Here is a 17,042-nt window from a genome sequence, read left to right as displayed (position 1 = left end):
CCCATGCTCCGCGTGGGTATGCCGTTCTGGACGCTCTGCGTCCGGTCTTCTTTGTTGCAGCCGGGTATCAGGACTGAATCGCGGGTTTTTCCGATGCGGCCGGCGTAGAAGGCTTGGCCGCAGGTTTGGCGGCTGGCTTTCTTACCGCTGGTTTTTTCGCTGCGGCAGGCTTTTTGGCAGCCTCGACGGGCTTGGCCGTTACTTTCTTGACGGCTGGCTTGGCCGCTACATTCTTGTCCGCCACTTTGGCGACAGGTTTGGCAGCAGCCTTGACCAACGGTTTTGCCGCGCTCTTCGCCGCTGCCGGTTTGGCCACCACAGTGCGCGAGGCAGCCGGTTTGGCTTTCGCGCCCACCAATAGCTCGATCTGTCGGCTCAGCTGGTCGACCTTGCTGTGCAGCGCCTGCACCTCAGTGCGACTCGGCACACCCAAGCGTGAAATCGCGCCATTCAGGCGCTTGTCGAAAGCCTCTTCCAGCTCGTTCCACTTGCCAACCGCAAGGTCTTTCACGTCGTCCACACGGGACTTGGCCGACTTGCTGGTGCTCTTGACGTCATCGAGCTGCTTCTGCGCTTCTGCCTTGGTCAGCTTCTCGGCTTTTTCGCCGTCCTTCACCAGGGTCTCGAAAAGCTTGCTGCCATCATTGCTGATCTTGGAATACGCGCCCAAACCAGCCAGCCAGATCTGACGAGAGTACTTCTCAACCTCGCCCATCCAGGAGCTGCCATCTTTGTCGGTTTTTTTCTTGCCAGCCATCCTGTTCTCCTTATCGTCCAGACTTGGAACACCCGAGTCGTTTCGGCACGCAGCGTTCGAGCTTTTATCGGCCCGACACGCTCGAGCAATGCCGTCAGCTCATCGAGCCTGGCAAAGAGCGTGTCTACATCATGTTTAGACGGGATACCGACCCGGTTCAAGGCCTTTGCGACTCTAAGGTCGAAAGCACGCTCGATTCTGTCGATTTGCGCTCACAAAAGAGCGCATGGGCATACGGCGGCGAAGAAAAAAATGGGCTGCGTACAACGCTCAGGCAGCGAGCGCCTTGTCCAGAACGCGCTCGACTTCTGTCTTGATCGAACCGCTCATGGCCGACAGGATGAAGTTCAGCTCGATGTTGACGCGGATCAAAGCCTCTTCGACCTCGACCTCACCCTTGGCTCCCTTGCCCTCCAGTTTTACGGTATCGCCAGCCCATTCGTGAGCCAGTCCGTATCGGGTGGACAGCTTCTCGACCAGTTGCTCGGCCTTTTCGCGAGCCTTCTCAAGGCCCAGGGCGTGCGGGCGTTCAACGGTTATCTTGGCCATCGGAGGCTTCCTTGATCGTCATATGAAATGCGGCGCAACTATATACACCCGCCCGCATCCAAGAAAGCGTTGCAGGTGAGCCTTGTCAAGACAAAGCCGGCCTTGGCGATTAGAATGACCCGCACTCTATTCCGGTGAAGCGATATGAACGATCAGCGCAAAGGCAGCGATGCCGAACCTACGACTCACTTCGGTTACAAAAATGTACCGGAAAGCCAGAAGGCAGAAAAAGTCGCTGAGGTTTTCCATTCGGTAGCGGCCAAGTACGACCTGATGAACGACCTGCTGTCCGGCGGTATGCATCGCCTGTGGAAGCGTTTCGCAATCGAGCTGTCCGGCGTCCGCACCGGCAACCGCGTGCTGGATATTGCTGGCGGTACGGGCGACCTGACCCGCAAATTCTCCAACCTGGTCGGTCCGACCGGCCAGGTGGTACTGGCTGATATCAACGCCTCCATGCTCAAGGTCGGCCGTGACCGCCTGCTGGACCTGGGTGTGTCGGGCAACGTCGAGTTCGTCCAGGCAGACGCCGAAAAGCTGCCATTCCCGGACAACCATTTCGACTGCGTGACCATCGCGTTCGGCCTGCGCAACGTGACGCACAAGGAAGACGCCCTGCGTTCCATGCTGCGCGTGCTCAAGCCGGGTGGTCGTCTGCTGGTACTGGAGTTTTCCAAGCCGACCAACAAGCTGATGTCCAAGGCCTACGACGCCTACTCGTTCGCGTTCATGCCGTTGATGGGCAAGCTGGTCACCAATGACTCGGAAAGCTACCGTTATCTGGCCGAATCGATCCGCATGCACCCCAACCAGGAAACCCTCAAGTCGATGATGGTAGAAGCCGGTTTTGACCGCGTGACGTATCACAACATGACTGCCGGCGTCGTGGCCCTGCATCGCGGTATCAAACCCTGATGTTGCTCCGGGGGCTGCTCGCAAGCATCGAGCACGGCATCAATCGGGTGCTGCGCCTGGACAGCACCGCGCTGCCACGCATGGCGCGTCTGTCCGGACGTGTCATTGCGGTGGACTGTCGCGATCCGTCCCTGAAGCTGTTCATCCTGCCCAGCGACGAAGGCTTGCTGCTCGCCGCTGACTGGGCTGCCGAGGCTGACTGCACCCTGCGCGCGCCGGCTTCCAGTCTGGTGCGCCTGGCCCTGAGCAAAGACAAAACCGCTGTGTTGCACGGCCCGGACGTAGAGCTCGACGGTGACAGCGGCGCGCTGCTGGAACTGGTCGGCATTCTTCAGGACCTGGAGCTGGACTGGGAACACGAACTGTCCAACTGGATCGGCCCGGTGGCCAGCCAGTTGTTCAGCAGCCACCTGCGCAACAGTGGGCGCTGGACGCGGGAAAGCTTCAACAGCCTCAGCCAGAACGTTGCCGACTACCTCAGCGAAGAATCGCGCACGCTGGTGGGCAAACACGAAGCCGAAGCACGATTCGCCGAACTCGACCAGATCAAGCTCGATCTGGAACGCCTCGAGGCGCGCTTTGCCCGCCTTGCCCACTCCCTCAATACCAGCGATAACGCATGAAGCTGCTTGCCGTCCGCCGTCTGTTTCGCATTCAACGTGTCGTTATCCGCTATCGCCTCGATGACCTGTTGTTCGCCCTGCCCCTGCCGTGGTGGATGCTCGCGCTGCGTTTCGTGCTGCCCTGGCGCTGGCTGCCACGGCGCAAATCCGAGCTGAGCCGGGGAGTACGCTTTCGTCTGGCGCTGCAGGACCTGGGGCCTATTTTCATCAAGTTCGGGCAATTGCTGTCCACCCGGCGCGACCTGTTGCCCGAGGACATCGCCGACGAACTGATGCTGCTGCAGGACCGCGTGCCGCCGTTCGATCAGCAACTGGCGATCAAGCTGATCGAAGAACAGCTCGGCGCGCGCATCTGTGACGTGTTCAGCCGCTTTGACGAGAAGCCTTTGGCATCCGCTTCGGTCGCTCAGGTGCATGCCGCCTGCCTGAAGACCGGCGAAGAAGTCGTGGTCAAGGTGGTACGCCCCGGCCTCAAGCCGATCATCGGCCAGGATCTGGCGTGGCTGTTCATTCTCGCCCGCACCGCCGAGCGCGTCTCCGCCGATGCCCGCCTGCTGCACCCGGTGCAGGTGGTGATGGATTATGAAAAGACCATCTACGACGAGCTCGACCTGCTGCGTGAAGCGGCCAACGCCAGCCAGTTGCGACGCAACTTCGAAGGCTCCGACCTGCTTTACGTGCCACAAGTCTACTGGGACTGGTGCCGCCCGAAAGTACTGGTCATGGAGCGCATCTACGGGCTTCAGGTAACCGATCTGGCCGCGCTGGCCGATCAGCGCACCGACATGAAACTGCTCGCCGAGCGCGGTGTGGAGATTTTCTTCACGCAGATATTTCGCGACAGTTTCTTCCACGCCGACATGCACCCTGGCAACATTTTCGTCAGCACGGTCAACCCGTGGGCGCCGAAGTACATTGCCATCGACTGCGGTATCGTCGGCAGTCTGACCCCGGAAGATCAGGATTATCTGGCGCGTAACCTGTTTGCCTTTTTCAAACGAGATTATCGTCGCGTTGCGCAACTGCACATCGATTCGGGCTGGGTGCCGGCAGAGACCAAGCTCAATGAATTCGAAGCGGCCATCCGCACGGTCTGCGAGCCGATTTTCGAGAAGCCGCTCAAGGATATTTCCTTCGGCCAGGTGCTGATGCGTCTGTTCCAGACCGCGCGCCGCTTCAATATGGAAGTCCAGCCGCAACTGGTTCTGCTGCAAAAGACCCTGCTCAACATCGAAGGCTTGGGTCGTCAGTTGTACCCTGATCTGGACCTGTGGAGCACCGCGCAGCCTTATCTGGAGCGCTGGATGCGTGAACGGGTCAGCCCGAAGACCCTGCTGGGCAATCTGCAATCACAGGTCGAGCAACTGCCGCACATCGCGGGCATGACCCGTGACCTGCTGGAGCGCATGTCCCGCCCGCACGCCTCGGATCCGCCGCGCCCGTGGCACGATCGCAAGGACGAGCCGGTCCTGCGGCTGATCGGCGCGGCATTGCTGGTCGGCGGCGCGATACAGGGCTGGGTGATGAGCGAGGCCGCTACCCAGTTGCTGACGCTCACCGCGTGGCCGGCGGCGATCATGCTCATCGCCGGGCTGTATCTGATCGTTCGCCGATAGCCAGCAGCGGATGGCGCTGGCACACTGTTCAATCCGCCGGGCATGAACGCCGGCTGCCGGAGTAGATATGAAAGACTGGCTGGACGAGATTCACTGGAACAGCGACGGTCTGGTGCCTGCAATTGCTCAGGATCACAAGACCGGCCGGGTATTGATGATGGCATGGATGAACCGCGAGGCCCTGAGCCTGACGGCGTCCGAGAACCGTGCCATCTATTGGTCGCGTTCGCGTGGCAAACTCTGGCGCAAAGGTGAAGAATCGGGTCATGTGCAAAAGCTGCATGAACTGCGCCTGGACTGTGACGCCGACGTCATTATCCTGATGGTCGAGCAGATCGGTGGCATCGCTTGCCATACCGGCCGCGAAAGTTGCTTCTACCGAGTGTATGAAAATTCAGGCTGGAAGACCGTAGACCCGGTTCTGAAAGATCCTGATGCTATTTACCAGGCAGGCCATTGAACATGACTGATACGTTGTCCCGTCTGGCCGAAGTGCTGGAATCACGCAAGGACGCCGCTGCCGACAGCTCCTATGTCGCAAGCCTGTATCACAAGGGCCTGAACAAGATTCTGGAAAAGCTCGGCGAAGAGTCGATCGAGACCATCATCGCTGCCAAGGACGCTGCGGTCAGCGGTGATTGCAGTGACGTGATTTACGAAACCGCTGACCTGTGGTTCCACAGCATGGTGATGCTCGCCGCGCTGGGTCAGCACCCGCAGGCCGTGCTCGATGAACTGGACCGCCGATTCGGCTTGTCCGGCCACGCGGAAAAAGCCGCTCGCACGGCAGAGTAACGCTCTCCCCTTTCAAGCTTGAAATCTTTTACGAGGACTGTTTCATGGGTATTTTTGACTGGAAACACTGGATCGTCATCCTGATCGTCGTTGTACTGGTTTTCGGGACCAAGAAACTCAAGGGCCTGGGCAGCGACGTCGGCGAATCGATCAAGGGCTTTCGCAAGGCGATGAATGACGACGACAAGCCAGCCGAACAGCCTGCACCTCAACCCCAGCAGGCCCAGCCAGCGCCACAGGGCTCGCCGCTGAATCAGCCGCACACTATTGACGCTCAGGCGCACAAAGTCGACGAGCCGATCCGCAAAGACCAGGTTTAAGCCCATGTTCGGTATCAGCTTCTCTGAACTGCTGCTCGTTGGCCTGGTTGCCTTGCTGGTACTGGGTCCCGAGCGCCTGCCGGGTGCTGCACGCACCGCAGGCTTATGGATCGGTCGGTTGAAGCGCAGCTTCAATGCGATCAAACAGGAAGTTGAACGTGAAATCGGGGCTGACGAGATTCGTCGGCAGTTGCACAACGAGCACATTCTTTCGCTGGAAGACGAAGCGCGCAAAATGTTCGCGCCCAATCAGCCGCCCGAGAACGGCTCCGAGCCGGTAAACCCGTCGCCCGCACCGGCAGCAGCCGAAGCGGCAAGCCCCGCGCACGATGAAGCCGCACACCACGAAATCGGCCCGGCACAACCTGCGGCGCCGAAGACCGAGCTGTCGCTGGAGAAAACCGCGAAACCGGCTGACGCCGGCACACCGGTCCCGACGCCTCCCGCCCACGATTCGTCATTGCCACCGCGAGCACCATGAGCGCTGATATCCCGGAAAACGATCAGCAAATGCCGCTGATCTCGCACCTCACCGAGTTGCGTACACGTCTGTTGCGTTGTGTTGCGGCAGTGTTCCTGATTTTTGCCGGCCTGTTCTACTTCACGCAGAAGATCTACACACTGGTCTCGGCACCGCTGCGAGTCTATCTGCCTGAAGGCGCAACGATGATCGCCACCGATGTGGCCTCGCCGTTCATCACGCCGTTCAAGCTGACCATGATGGTCGCGCTGTTTCTGTCCATGCCGGTCATCCTGCATCAGATCTGGGGCTTTATCGCGCCAGGCCTGTACAAGCACGAGAAGCGCGTCGCGGTGCCCCTGCTGGTGTCGAGTATCATCCTGTTCTACGCAGGCATGGCGTTTGCCTACTTTCTGGTCTTCCCGCTGATTTTCCACTTCTTCGCCAGCGTGACGCCGGAAGGCGTTTCGATGATGACCGACATCGCCAGTTACCTGGACTTCGTGATGACGTTGTTCTTCGCCTTTGGCGTGGCCTTCGAAATCCCGGTGGCCGTGGTGTTGCTGGTGTGGATCGGCATCGTCGACGTCAAATACCTGAAGAAGATCCGCCCTTACGTGATCATCGGCTGCTTCGTGGTCGGCATGATCCTGACGCCGCCGGACATCTTCTCGCAGACGCTGCTGGCGGTGCCAATGTGGCTGCTCTTCGAGCTGGGCGTACTGTGCAGCACGATGATCAAGAAGCGTGGCGAACATCCGGACGACGAGACCGAGGACGCTGACAAGCAGGACCAGCCGCCCGCGACCACACCGTGAACCTGCTGCTGCTTGAGGAAGCCGATTTCATTGCGGCTGACCGGGTGGTCCTGCGTGATCGCCGCCTGAAGCACATGCAGGAGGTGCACCGCGCAGAGGTCGGCGACACTGTGCGGGTGGGCCGCGTCAACGGCCTGCTGGGCAATGCCGAACTGCTGCGCCTTGAACCCCATGAGGCAGAGCTGCGTGTCGAACTGCAGAGTGCTCCGCCGGCAAAACTGCCGCTCACCCTGCTGCTGGCGTTGCCACGTCCCAAGATGTTACGCCGGGTGTTTCAGACCGTCGCGACCATGGGCGTGCCGAAAGTCATCCTGCTGAACAGCTACAGGGTGGAAAAAAGCTTCTGGCAGACGCCGTTTCTAGAGCCTGAAGCCATCCGCGAGCAACTGATTCTGGGCCTGGAACAGGCGCGCGATTCGGTGCTGCCTGAGATTGTGATCGAAAAGCGCTTCAAGCCTTTCGTTGAAGATCGCTTGCCGCAGATCGCGCTCGACACACTGGGCCTGGTTGGCCATCCCGGTGATTTCCCCGCCTGCCCTCGTGCGGTCACAGAGCAAGTCACGCTGGCCATCGGCCCTGAAGGGGGCTGGATACCCTACGAAATCGATCTGTTGCGTCAGTCGGGTTTGCAGCCCGTGCAATTGGGCGAACGTATCCTGCGCGTCGAAACCGCTGTAACGGCCCTTCTCGCCCGCTTGTTCTAAGCTGTCAGTGTCGACTCAATCGCTTCAGTTAACCGATAACTGGCCGATGCAATTGCATACTTAGAGCAAAAGACGTCAAGGAGTGATCATGTCTCGTGGGTTATCCAAAAGCCTCGCCAATGCGAGTGTCAGCCTGAAATTGGCGATCGGCTTTGGCCTGGTGCTGTTGATGACGCTGATGATTTCGGCCACCGGCTGGTTCAGCAATCAGGCTCTGATCGATCGAGGGGACCGTGTTACTGCGATTGCGCAGATCAATGAGCTGACCCTTCAGTTGCGCATCAACCGTATGAGCTACGAGGCGCTGTACAACGCAGAGACCGCAGCGAAGGTCAGAAGTACACTCGATCAGCTGGACGCCGCGCTGCAAAGCGCCAGGAACCTGCTGCGATCCCCCGAGAACCTGCAGTTGCTGGATGCCCAGATTCAGGCCACCCGCGACTATCGCCAGTCGTTTGAGGACATGAGCAAGGCGATCGAAACCCGCGAAGCGAGCCGCAGCCAGATGGGCGAAAACGCCGACAAAGCGGTGGATCAGGCCGACAGGATCGAAGCCGAACTGCTCAAGGAAGATAACATCCTGGCATTCAATGGCATCGTCGGCGTCAGCAAGCTGATTCAGCAGGCGCGTTTTCAGGTACGTGGTTACACCTACAGCGGCCGTCCCGATTTCGAAAAGGACGCCAATAAGGCCATCGATGACGCGGTGACCGGGATCAACACGCTGGCTGGCGACATTTCTTCCACTTATTCGCCCATGCTGCAACAGGCCATCGCCGGGCTCAATGGCTACCGCGCGGCCGTGGGCCGCTACCGCGATGCCCAGGCCGCCTCCAAGGCCGCACTGGATAAAATGACCACGTTGGGCGTCAGCATGCTAGACACCAGCAACGACCTGATCATCCGGCAGAACAAGAGCCGTGACGCAGACAGCGCCAAGTCGGTCACGATGATCGCTGCCGCTACGGCGTTGGCGCTGATGCTGAGCATTCTCGCGGCGTGGGTCATCACTCGCCAGATCACCACCCCGTTGCAGGAGACCCTCGAAGTAGTGGAGCGGGTGGCCTCGGGCGACCTGAGTCGCAACCTCAAGGTTGATCGCAAGGACGAACTGGGCAAACTGCAGGCCACGATTCAACGTATGACGGTGAGCCTGCGTGAGCTGGTCGGCGGGATTCGCGATGGCGTCACCCAGATCGCCAGCGCGGCGGAAGAGCTGTCAGCGGTCACCGAGCAGACCAGCGCCGGAGTCAACAGCCAGAAGGTCGAAACCGATCAGGTCGCCACCGCCATGCATGAAATGACGGCAACGGTTCAGGAGGTTGCGCGCAACGCCGAGGAAGCCTCGGAAGCAGCAGTGGCGGCAGACCGTCAGGCCCGTGATGGCGAACGAGTGGTCAACGAGGCCATTGCGCAAATCGAACGTCTTGCCTCCGCGGTGGGCAACTCCAGCGAAGCGATGGGCGCGCTGAAACAGGAAAGCGACAAGATCGGCAGCGTGCTGGACGTCATCAAATCGGTCGCCGAACAGACCAACCTGCTGGCATTGAACGCCGCTATCGAGGCAGCCCGCGCCGGTGAGGCCGGTCGGGGCTTTGCTGTGGTTGCCGATGAGGTGCGCAGTCTGGCGCAGCGCACGCAGAAATCCACCGAAGAGATCGAAGCACTGATTGCCGGCCTGCAAAGCGGCACACAGCAGGCCACAACCGTCATGGACAGCAGTCGCGAGCTGAGCACCAGCAGCGTGGAACTGACACGTCGGGCCGGAGGATCGCTGGAAAGCATCACCAAAACCGTCTCGGCGATCCAGGCGATGAATCAGCAGATCGCCGCCGCCGCCGAAGAACAGAGCGCCACCGCCGAAGAGATCAACCGCAGCATCATCAACGTCCGCGACGTGTCCGAGCAGACATCGGCGGCCAGTGAAGAAACCGCAGCTTCCAGCGTAGAACTCGCAAGACTGGGCAACCACCTTCAGGTGCTGGTGAGCCGCTTCACCGTCTGACCTGTCAGCACACAGCCCGCGCCCGCACTCGGCGCGGGCCATTTTCCCCAACTAAATGTGACAGCGTTCACCCCTCCTTCGTACTCGGAAATCTCCTACGACCTTCTCAGGTCACGCAATGAGTCACCACGCCGATGCGCTCACAACGCACGTCCCGACGGGTTCGGAACGTGCTTTTGTTCGCTCATTGCAGGAGATTCCAATGTTCCGACTGATCAATCAAGCGCTCGGCAACATGAACGTCAGATTCAAGCTGTCCCTGGGTTTCGGCCTGGTGCTGCTATTGACGCTGATCATCACACTGACCGGCTGGCATGGCCTGTACACCATGATCGACCGCTCGGAGTCGCTCTCGGACATCGCCCAGCTCAACGGTCTGACCAAAGACCTGCGCGCCGAGCGAATCACCGACCGCGTCGAAAAAACGCCGGAGAGCACCGCGCTGGTCACAGAAAAGCTCAATGAAATGAAAGCCCAACTCACCCTGCTGCACACACAGAGTGAGGAGGAGGCAACCATCAAGCTGCTAAACGGCCAGTTCGAGATGCTGAACAGGCTGGAAAAGACCTTCGCGGACGTTCGCACCAACCGACAAACCCGCAACCAGATACGCGCGCGCCTGGAGCAGACGTCCGAACAGGCCTTGCAGGCCATCGCGCAGGTTGAGGTAGAGGTACTCAAAAGCGTCAGCCAGGAACAGGACAGCAGCGAGCGGATGGAGGAGTTCACCAACATTTCCCAACTGAGGCAGCAGGTGCAGACCGCTCGTTATCAGGTGCAGGCGTATACCTTCACCACCCGCGACGCGGATGAGCACGCAGCCATTGCGGCCATCGACGAAGCGCTCAAGGAGATCGGGCAGATCGCTCAGGATCAGGGCAATGAAAGCCTTCAGGGCCTGACCCCGGCGACCGCCGCCTTGCAGAGTTATCGGGAACGGCTTGGCGAGTTCAAGCAGATACAGACCAAGGCCGAAGCGGATCAGGAAATCATGGAAGGTCTTGGCGAAACGCTGCTGGACTCCGTCGCGGCGCTGAACCGCCTGCAGACTGCCCAGCGTGACAGCGAGGCGGCCAACTCCAGCGCCATGCTGAGCAGTGTTGCAGGCCTGGCATTGCTGATCGGATTGCTTGCCGCCTGGATCATGACCCGGCAGATCACCGTACCGTTGCAGCAAACACTCATCGCCGCAGCACGCATCGCTCAGGGCGACCTGAGTCGGGACATATCGGTCACACGCCGTGACGAAATGGGTCAGTTGCAAGGCAGCATGCACACCATGACCATTAGCCTGCGCGAACTGGTTGGCGGCATCAGCGAGGGCGTATCGCAGATCGCCAGCGCGGCCGAGCAGTTGTCAGCAGTGACCAGGCAAACCTGCATCGGGGTCACCAGTCAGAAAGACGAAACCGATCAGGTGGCCACGGCCATGAATGAAATGGCCGCAACCGTGCAGGAAGTCGCGCGCAATGCGCAGGAAGCGTCGCAGGCGGCCGCTCAGGCGGATCAACAGGCGCGCACTGGCGATGAAGTGGTCGGGCAGGCGATCAGTCAGATCGAGCAACTGGCTCTTGAGGTGCTGAACTCCACGCAGTCGATGAGCGCGCTCAAGCAGGAAAGCAACAAGATCGTTGGCGTTCTGGATGTGATCAAGTCTGTTTCACAGCAGACCAACCTGTTGGCCCTCAATGCGGCCATCGAGGCAGCCCGCGCGGGAGAGGCCGGGCGCGGCTTCGCGGTGGTTGCCGATGAAGTCCGTGGTCTGGCGCAACGCACGCAAAAGTCCACCGAGGAAATCGAAGAGCTGATCGCCGCCCTGCAAACCGGCACCCAACAAGTCGCAACCACCCTGGATAACAGCCGCACCCTGACCGACAACACGGTTGAGCTGAGCCGTCGTGCGGGTGGCGCACTGGAGCAGATCACCCGCACCGTGGCGACGATCCAGCACATGAACGAACAGATCGCTACCGCCAGCGAGGAACAGAGCGTAGTCGCCGAACAGATCAACCGTAACGTCATCAGCGTACGCGACATCTCCGAACAGACCGCTGCAGCCAGCGAGCAAACCGCAACCTCCAGCGTCGAACTCGCCAGACTGGGAACGCACCTGCAGGCACTGGTGGGGCGATTCAGGGTGGGTTGAACCCATGCCATCACGCCGGTAGACGTCCGGACAACGCCATCGTGCCCATGCTCCAGCGTGGGCATGCCGGTCTCGGCGCTCCACGTCCTCTTGCGACGCAGAGCGTCGTGAACTGCATTCCCACGCCGGAGCGTGAGGAACGATCGTCGGCAGGAATAACACTATCGTACCCATGCTCCGCGTGGGTACGCCGGTCTGGGCGCTCCACGTCCTCTTGCGACGCAGAGCGTCGTGAACTGCATTCCCACGCTGGAGCGTGAGGAACGATCGTCGGCAGGGATAACACCATCGTGCCCAGGCTCCAGCGTGGGCATGCCGGTCTGGACGCTCTGCGTCCTCTTGCGACGCGATGCGTCGTGAACTGCATTCCCACGCTGGAGCGTGAGGAACGATCGTCGGCAGGAATAACACTATCGTACCCATGCTCCGCGTGGGTATGCCGGTCTGGACGCTCTGCGTCCTCTTGCGACGCGGAGCTTCGTGAACCGCATTCCCACGCTGGAGCGTGAGGAACGATCGGGGTTCTGGAGAACACGTCTTGACCATGTCCTGTGCATGTATGTGCCACAAAGCCCAATAAAAAAGCCCCCGACGCGTTAGGCGTCAGGGGCTCTTTTCGTAGCCGGGCGGTTTTAGACCGGGACCGGCTCCGATGCTTTACCTACAGGCTGCAAAGGCAGCAAAGGCGCATGCGGATCGGCTTCGATGGAAGCTCTCCACGCGGCCAGCCACTCTTCGTGACCTTCGCTCCAGACGCGCTCGTGCAAGCGGCCAAGGGCGACCGGGTCGCTCAGCAGCATCAGGCGTTCCTGATTGCCGAGTTTTGCCGGGCCGACCTTGAGTGCCTGATCAACACGTTCCATACGCACCACTTCAATCGGCTGAGCCTGACGGTGACGCGACGTTGCCAGGGCGCAAGCCAAAGCGTTCTGTCGCGGGTCGACCACAGCCCGAATGAAGCCCTGCTTCAGCGCATGCCAGCGGTTCTCGTAGGTGTACTGATCCGTCGAGATCAGCTCTTGCGGCGGCTCGAACTCTTCAGGAATCAGGAAGAACTTCTCGTCACGCGCCTTGACGCCCAGATTGGTACGGCTGGAAATCACCGACACCGGAATCGACAGCATCAACGACACCACGATCGGCGCAAGCCACCACAGGAAGCTTGGGTTCAACCAGAACACCAGCAAGGCCCAGCACGCGCCCAACAGGGTTTGCGGACCGTGGCGCTTCACAGCCTCGATCCACGGCGTGGAGTCATCGTCGCGTTGCGGCGAGTTCCAGGTCGCGGCCCAGCCCAGGAAAGCGGCCAGTACGAAGCGGGTGTGGAACAGCATGCGCACCGGAGCCAACAGCACCGAGAAGAGCATTTCCAGCAGCATCGAAACAGTGACCTTGAACTTGCCACCGAAGCCTTTCGCGCCCTTGGCCCAGATCAGAATGACGCTGAGCAGTTTAGGCAGGAACAGCAGGACGATGGTCGTCGAGAACAACGCGACGGCTTTTTCCGGGTGCCATTGTGGCCACAGCGGATACAGCTGACGCGGTTCAAGGAAGTAGGTCGGCTCCATCAGCGTGTTCACCGCCAGCAGGGCCGTGGACAGCACGAGGAAGAAGAACCACAACGGTGCCGACAGATAAGACATCACACCGGTCAGGAACACCGCACGGTGAACCGGATGCATGCCCTTGACCAGGAACAGCCTGAAGTTCATCAGGTTGCCGTGGCACCAGCGACGGTCACGCTTGAGTTCGTCCAGCAGGTTGGGCGGCAACTCTTCGTAACTGCCTGGCAGGTCGTACGCAATCCACACGCCCCAGCCGGCACGGCGCATCAGCGCAGCTTCGACGAAGTCGTGGGAGAGGATCGCACCGGCGAACGCGCCCTTGCCGGGCAACGGCGCCAGGGCGCAGTGCTCGATGAAGGGTTTCATGCGGATGATCGCGTTGTGACCCCAATAGTGGGATTCACCCAACTGCCAGAAGTGCAGACCGGCGGTGAACAGCGGGCCATAGACCCGGGTAGCGAACTGCTGCATGCGTGCATACAGCGTGTCCATACCCGACGCACGTGGCGCGGTCTGGATAATACCGGCGTCCGGCGTGGCTTCCATCAGGCGAACCAGACTGGTCAGACACTCACCGCTCATGACGCTATCGGCGTCCAGCACGACCATGTAGCGGTATTCACCGCCCCAGCGACGGCAGAAGTCGTCGAGGTTGCCGCTTTTGCGTTTTACGCGGCGGCGACGGCGACGATAGAAGATCTTGCCGAAACCTTTGGTCTCGCGGCACACGTCCAGCCACGCCTGTTGCTCGGCAACGGCGATGTCGGTTTCGTTGGTGTCGCTGAGCACGAAGAAATCGAAACGATCCAGGTCACCCGTGGCAGCTACCGACTCGAACGTAGCGCGCAGACCGGCGAAAACCCGAGGCACGTCCTCGTTGCAGATCGGCATGACCAGCGCAGTACGTGCGCCCTTTTCGATCGGCTCGTTGCCAGCACTGGCACCCGAGATGCGATATTTGTCGCGACCGGTGAGCAGCTCAAGGAAACCCATCAGCGCGGTCCAGAAACCGGCCGATACCCAGCAGAACAAAATCCCGAACAGCAACAGGATACTGGTCTGCAAGGCATAAGGCATGACCTGCAAGGCGGTCTGCACGAAGGTCTGACGGGTGATTTCGTCGAGCGAAACCAGCGACCAGCCCTGATACGGCAGGATGCCCTTCATGTACCAGCCAGCCACGATCGTCTGGCCCAGCATGAGGATCAGCAGGATGTAGCGACGGATCGAACCGACGGTGCGCCAGCGCGCCTTCGGCAGATCCCGCGGCAGATCATCATGCGCGGGCTTGGGCGGGTTGGTCTTGCCGGTCAGGCGACGCCAGCCGCGCACCAGAATGTTGGTGCGCCATGGCTCTGGCACGACCTTGGTCCGGCGAATCGGCGGTGTCGCCTTGAGGCACAGGCGACCGCTGGCATCGACGCCGAGCATCTCAGCGTCCTCCAACTGATCTGCAGTGGTCAGCGTCAGACGGCGACCCACCGAAGCCTGAGCGGCCTCGGCAGGGTCAGTGACCGGCTGCGCGGAAAGTCGCTCATGCAATTCGGCGAAGGTCGTGCAGCTGGCAAGTTCTGCCCGCTGCTCGTCGCTCATCGGTAAATGCGCCAGGTACTCGTTCAGAGACATTGGCACCGGTAGAGAATTACTCATCGCTCGGCAACTGATAGCTCCAGGTCTCGGTCATGACTTGCAACGTCTTGGCCGGTTCCGGATGGGTGGGCGCTGCCTCGGTTTCAGGCTGCTGAATTTCTTTACCGTCTTTATCCTTGGCTACTTCAGCCTTGGATGCGTCGGCTTTGCTTGCGTCGGCCTTGGCGACTTCGCCTTTGCCTTTGGCTGCGTCAGCTTTTGCTGCGTCAGCCTTGCCAGCTTCAGACTTGGCAGTCTCAGGCTTGGCAGCTTCGGCCTTCGGCGCATCGGCCTTGGCGATTTCTACCTGGTCGTTGGCGGACTCCTTGGCGACTGCCGGCTTGGCAGCTTCCTTGGCGGCAGCCTTCTTCTCTTCGGCCTTGTCAGCCACGAGCAGCGCAGGCTCCTTGCCTGGCTCGGCAGGGATTTCACGCAACAGGTAGGCGCGCATTTCGGTCGGCTTGCTGGAGTCCTTGACCTTCACCCGCAGGGTCAGGCGGTAGCCTTTGGTGACCGGGTTGTAGCGCAGGTTGTTTTCCACCAGTTCGACGTTGTCGTCAGTGGTCACCTGGCTGCGAATGGTCTTGTCTTCCGGCAGTGCGGCGAGAACCGGGCCCACGAAGTCGACCAGGAAGGCAAGGCTGCCGTCCGGCTGACGGATCAGGTTGGACTGACGCACGTCACCGATGGAGCGTTGGGTCTGCTTGACCCAGCCCAGATCCGGCGAGTGGATCGAGTTTTCCTGCATGGTCCAGTGCAAACGGTAGTCGAACGCCATTTCCTGGCCAGGTTCTGCCAGAGTTTCAGGCTTCCAGTAGGCCACGATGTTGTCGTTGGTCTCGTCGGCAGTCGGGATTTCGACCAGCTCGACAGTCCCTTTACCCCAATCGCCCTTCGGCTCGATCCAGGCACTTGGGCGCTTGTCGTAGCGGTCATCCAGGTCTTCGTACTGGCTGAAGTCGCGGCCGCGTTGCAGCAGACCAAAACCACGCGGGTTCTCGACCGAGAAGCTGCTGATGGACAGATGTTTAGGGTTGTTCAGCGGACGCCACAGCCACTCACCGTTGGCCGCCTGGATCGACAGACCGCTGGAATCGTGCAGTTCACGACGGTAGTTAGGCACACGCGAAGGCTGGTTGGCGCCGAACAGGAACATACTGGTCAGCGGAGCAACGCCCAGCTTGTTGACCTTGTCACGCAGGAACATGCGCGACTTCACGTCAACCAGGGTGTTGGTACCCGGACGCAGGGTCAGCTGATAGGCGCCAGTGGCACGCGGCGAGTCGAGCAGTGCGAAGATCACCAGATGGTTGTCATCCGGGCCCGGCTTCTCGATCCAGAATTCCTTGAAGCGCGGAAATTCTTCACCGGACGGCGAGGCAGTGTCGATCGCCATGCCGCGCGCGGACAGGCCATAAACCTGACCCTTGCCGATCACGCGGAAGTAGCTCGCGCCCAGCATGGTCATGATTTCGTCCTGCTTGTCATCCTTGTTGATCGGATACAGGACACGGAAACCGGCATAACCCAGTTTCTCGGTGGATTTTGGGTCGATCTTCAGATCGCCGAAGTCAAAACGACTCGGGTCGTATTTGATCTCGTCGACGCTGGTCGCGGTCACTTCGTTGATCTTGACCGGCGTGTCGAAGTGCATGCCCTGGTGGTAGAAAGACACTTTGAACGGAGTCTTTTCGCCCGCCCATTCGGCCTTGTCATCACGGAAGCGGATCTTCTGATAATCGGCGAACTTCATGTCGCGCAGCTCGTTCGGCAGATTGCTCCTCGGAGCCTCGAACTTCTGCCCGGCCATTTCTTTGGCCTTCGCCGCTACATCATCAAGGTTGAACGCCCACAGCTGACCTGCACTGAACAGGCATACAAGGGCCGAGCTTGCCAGAAGTGCACTACGCAACCGCTTGACAGGTGTCTTTGGAGCATCACAGGGACTAACAATCACGAGCAACCCTCGCCGAAAAACAGATGAAAAAACCAACGGCCAGCTATCAATGCCGGGTTGGCGAGCATTGTTCCGACTCCGAATGGGCTTAATGATTCCCCAACCCGGTGTCAGAACCGCTTTTGTCATACCAAATGGACCAACAGTGTCGATCCCCGTAGCGCGCGATTATCCAGTAGCACG

15 protein-coding genes and 2 pseudogenes are annotated in these 17,042 nt (G+C 60.2%); 12 read left to right on the top strand and 5 right to left on the bottom strand.

Annotated elements, in window-relative coordinates; translation table 11 throughout:
* Positions 1 to 67 precede the first annotated feature (67 nt).
* The 3 genes and pseudogenes from AO388_RS12475 to AO388_RS12470 all read right to left on the bottom strand — a co-directional run bounded on the left by AO388_RS12475 (position 68) and on the right by AO388_RS12470 (position 1,306).
* Entirely contained in the window at positions 68 to 757 is a 690-nt protein-coding gene (locus tag AO388_RS12475; RefSeq protein ID WP_054081256.1) for a phasin family protein, read from the bottom strand.
* A 10-nt stretch (positions 758 to 767) separates the two neighbouring features.
* Positions 768 to 966, bottom strand: a pseudogene (locus AO388_RS27400) (phasin family protein); the annotation flags it as partial.
* 61 nt (positions 967 to 1,027) lie between these two features.
* Positions 1,028 to 1,306, bottom strand: coding sequence for a polyhydroxyalkanoic acid system family protein (locus tag AO388_RS12470; protein WP_003316638.1), 279 nt, complete (start codon positions 1,304 to 1,306; stop codon positions 1,028 to 1,030).
* A gap of 144 nt (positions 1,307 to 1,450) precedes the next feature.
* Here AO388_RS12470 and ubiE point away from each other — a divergent pair, with 144 nt between their 5' ends.
* The 12 genes and pseudogenes from ubiE (at position 1,451) to AO388_RS30305 (ending at position 11,708) form a co-directional block, all read left to right on the top strand.
* A complete protein-coding gene (ubiE, locus tag AO388_RS12465) occupies positions 1,451 to 2,221 on the top strand; it encodes a bifunctional demethylmenaquinone methyltransferase/2-methoxy-6-polyprenyl-1,4-benzoquinol methylase UbiE (RefSeq protein WP_002551635.1) in 771 nt (256 codons plus the stop codon).
* A complete protein-coding gene (locus tag AO388_RS12460) occupies positions 2,221 to 2,844 on the top strand; it encodes a ubiquinone biosynthesis accessory factor UbiJ (RefSeq protein WP_003316636.1) in 624 nt (207 codons plus the stop codon). Before ubiE ends, AO388_RS12460 begins: the two co-directional genes overlap by 1 nt.
* Positions 2,841 to 4,460 carry a ubiquinone biosynthesis regulatory protein kinase UbiB gene (gene ubiB, locus AO388_RS12455; RefSeq protein ID WP_003365970.1) on the top strand — a complete coding sequence of 540 codons (1,620 nt, stop codon included), beginning with the start codon at positions 2,841 to 2,843 and terminating at the stop codon, positions 4,458 to 4,460. The genes AO388_RS12460 and ubiB overlap by 4 nt, the downstream gene beginning before the upstream one ends.
* Before the next feature lie 67 nt (positions 4,461 to 4,527).
* Positions 4,528 to 4,920: a phosphoribosyl-AMP cyclohydrolase gene (hisI, locus tag AO388_RS12450; RefSeq protein WP_003432368.1), complete on the top strand. Its 393-nt coding sequence runs from the start codon at positions 4,528 to 4,530 to the stop codon at positions 4,918 to 4,920.
* A 2-nt stretch (positions 4,921 to 4,922) separates the two neighbouring features.
* Positions 4,923 to 5,255 carry a phosphoribosyl-ATP diphosphatase gene (locus tag AO388_RS12445; protein ID WP_002551631.1) on the top strand — a complete coding sequence of 111 codons (333 nt, stop codon included), beginning with the start codon at positions 4,923 to 4,925 and terminating at the stop codon, positions 5,253 to 5,255.
* 44 nt (positions 5,256 to 5,299) lie between these two features.
* Complete coding sequence (locus AO388_RS12440; protein ID WP_003316632.1) at positions 5,300 to 5,575, top strand: twin-arginine translocase TatA/TatE family subunit; 276 nt, start codon at positions 5,300 to 5,302, stop codon at positions 5,573 to 5,575.
* A 4-nt stretch (positions 5,576 to 5,579) separates the two neighbouring features.
* Positions 5,580 to 6,056 carry a Sec-independent protein translocase protein TatB gene (tatB, locus tag AO388_RS12435; RefSeq protein ID WP_003365964.1) on the top strand — a complete coding sequence of 159 codons (477 nt, stop codon included), beginning with the start codon at positions 5,580 to 5,582 and terminating at the stop codon, positions 6,054 to 6,056.
* Positions 6,053 to 6,853 carry a twin-arginine translocase subunit TatC gene (gene tatC / locus AO388_RS12430; RefSeq protein WP_003365962.1) on the top strand — a complete coding sequence of 267 codons (801 nt, stop codon included), beginning with the start codon at positions 6,053 to 6,055 and terminating at the stop codon, positions 6,851 to 6,853. Before tatB ends, tatC begins: the two co-directional genes overlap by 4 nt.
* Entirely contained in the window at positions 6,850 to 7,557 is a 708-nt protein-coding gene (locus tag AO388_RS12425) for a 16S rRNA (uracil(1498)-N(3))-methyltransferase (RefSeq protein WP_003432365.1), read from the top strand. The genes tatC and AO388_RS12425 overlap by 4 nt, the downstream gene beginning before the upstream one ends.
* Positions 7,558 to 7,726: 169 nt before the next feature.
* Positions 7,727 to 9,562, top strand: a complete 1,836-nt coding sequence (locus tag AO388_RS12420) for a methyl-accepting chemotaxis protein (protein WP_371124299.1) — start codon at positions 7,727 to 7,729, stop codon at positions 9,560 to 9,562.
* Between the two features lie 118 nt (positions 9,563 to 9,680).
* Positions 9,681 to 10,850 (top strand): annotated as a pseudogene (locus AO388_RS30310) (methyl-accepting chemotaxis protein); the annotation flags it as partial.
* Positions 10,833 to 11,708 carry a methyl-accepting chemotaxis protein gene (locus AO388_RS30305; protein WP_442963820.1) on the top strand — a complete coding sequence of 292 codons (876 nt, stop codon included), beginning with the start codon at positions 10,833 to 10,835 and terminating at the stop codon, positions 11,706 to 11,708. The pseudogene AO388_RS30310 and the gene AO388_RS30305, both read left to right, overlap by 18 nt.
* A gap of 632 nt (positions 11,709 to 12,340) precedes the next feature.
* Here AO388_RS30305 and mdoH read toward each other — a convergent pair.
* Positions 12,341 to 14,923, bottom strand: a complete 2,583-nt coding sequence (mdoH, locus tag AO388_RS12410; RefSeq protein WP_054081252.1) for a glucans biosynthesis glucosyltransferase MdoH — start codon at positions 14,921 to 14,923, stop codon at positions 12,341 to 12,343.
* The gene (locus tag AO388_RS12405; protein ID WP_003432358.1) at positions 14,916 to 16,859 is read right to left on the bottom strand and encodes a glucan biosynthesis protein G; all 1,944 of its coding nucleotides are present in this window, start codon (positions 16,857 to 16,859) and stop codon (positions 14,916 to 14,918) included. The genes mdoH and AO388_RS12405 overlap by 8 nt, the downstream gene beginning before the upstream one ends.
* Positions 16,860 to 17,042 lie beyond the last annotated feature (183 nt).

This window comes from Pseudomonas sp. ICMP 10191 (genome assembly GCF_001467335.1).
Taxonomy (GTDB): domain Bacteria; phylum Pseudomonadota; class Gammaproteobacteria; order Pseudomonadales; family Pseudomonadaceae; genus Aquipseudomonas; species Aquipseudomonas cerasi.
This window is presented reverse-complemented; position numbering and strand designations above follow the sequence as displayed.

Bases quoted from the DNA above. Each gene is read 5' to 3' on its own strand.
- AO388_RS12420 (WP_371124299.1), top strand. From the start codon at position 7,727: ATGACGCTGATGATTTCGGCCACCGGCTGGTTCAGCAATCAGGCTCTG.
- hisI (WP_003432368.1), top strand. From the start codon at position 4,528: ATGAAAGACTGGCTGGACGAGATTCACTGGAACAGCGACGGTCTGGTG.
- ubiE (WP_002551635.1), top strand. From the start codon at position 1,451: ATGAACGATCAGCGCAAAGGCAGCGATGCCGAACCTACGACTCACTTC.
- tatB (WP_003365964.1), top strand. From the start codon at position 5,580: ATGTTCGGTATCAGCTTCTCTGAACTGCTGCTCGTTGGCCTGGTTGCC.
- mdoH (WP_054081252.1), bottom strand. From the start codon at position 14,923: ATGAGTAATTCTCTACCGGTGCCAATGTCTCTGAACGAGTACCTGGCG.
- AO388_RS12460 (WP_003316636.1), top strand. From the start codon at position 2,221: ATGTTGCTCCGGGGGCTGCTCGCAAGCATCGAGCACGGCATCAATCGG.
- AO388_RS12445 (WP_002551631.1), top strand. From the start codon at position 4,923: ATGACTGATACGTTGTCCCGTCTGGCCGAAGTGCTGGAATCACGCAAG.
- AO388_RS12475 (WP_054081256.1), bottom strand. From the start codon at position 757: ATGGCTGGCAAGAAAAAAACCGACAAAGATGGCAGCTCCTGGATGGGC.
- AO388_RS12440 (WP_003316632.1), top strand. From the start codon at position 5,300: ATGGGTATTTTTGACTGGAAACACTGGATCGTCATCCTGATCGTCGTT.
- tatC (WP_003365962.1), top strand. From the start codon at position 6,053: ATGAGCGCTGATATCCCGGAAAACGATCAGCAAATGCCGCTGATCTCG.
- ubiB (WP_003365970.1), top strand. From the start codon at position 2,841: ATGAAGCTGCTTGCCGTCCGCCGTCTGTTTCGCATTCAACGTGTCGTT.
- AO388_RS30305 (WP_442963820.1), top strand. From the start codon at position 10,833: ATGCACACCATGACCATTAGCCTGCGCGAACTGGTTGGCGGCATCAGC.
- AO388_RS12470 (WP_003316638.1), bottom strand. From the start codon at position 1,306: ATGGCCAAGATAACCGTTGAACGCCCGCACGCCCTGGGCCTTGAGAAG.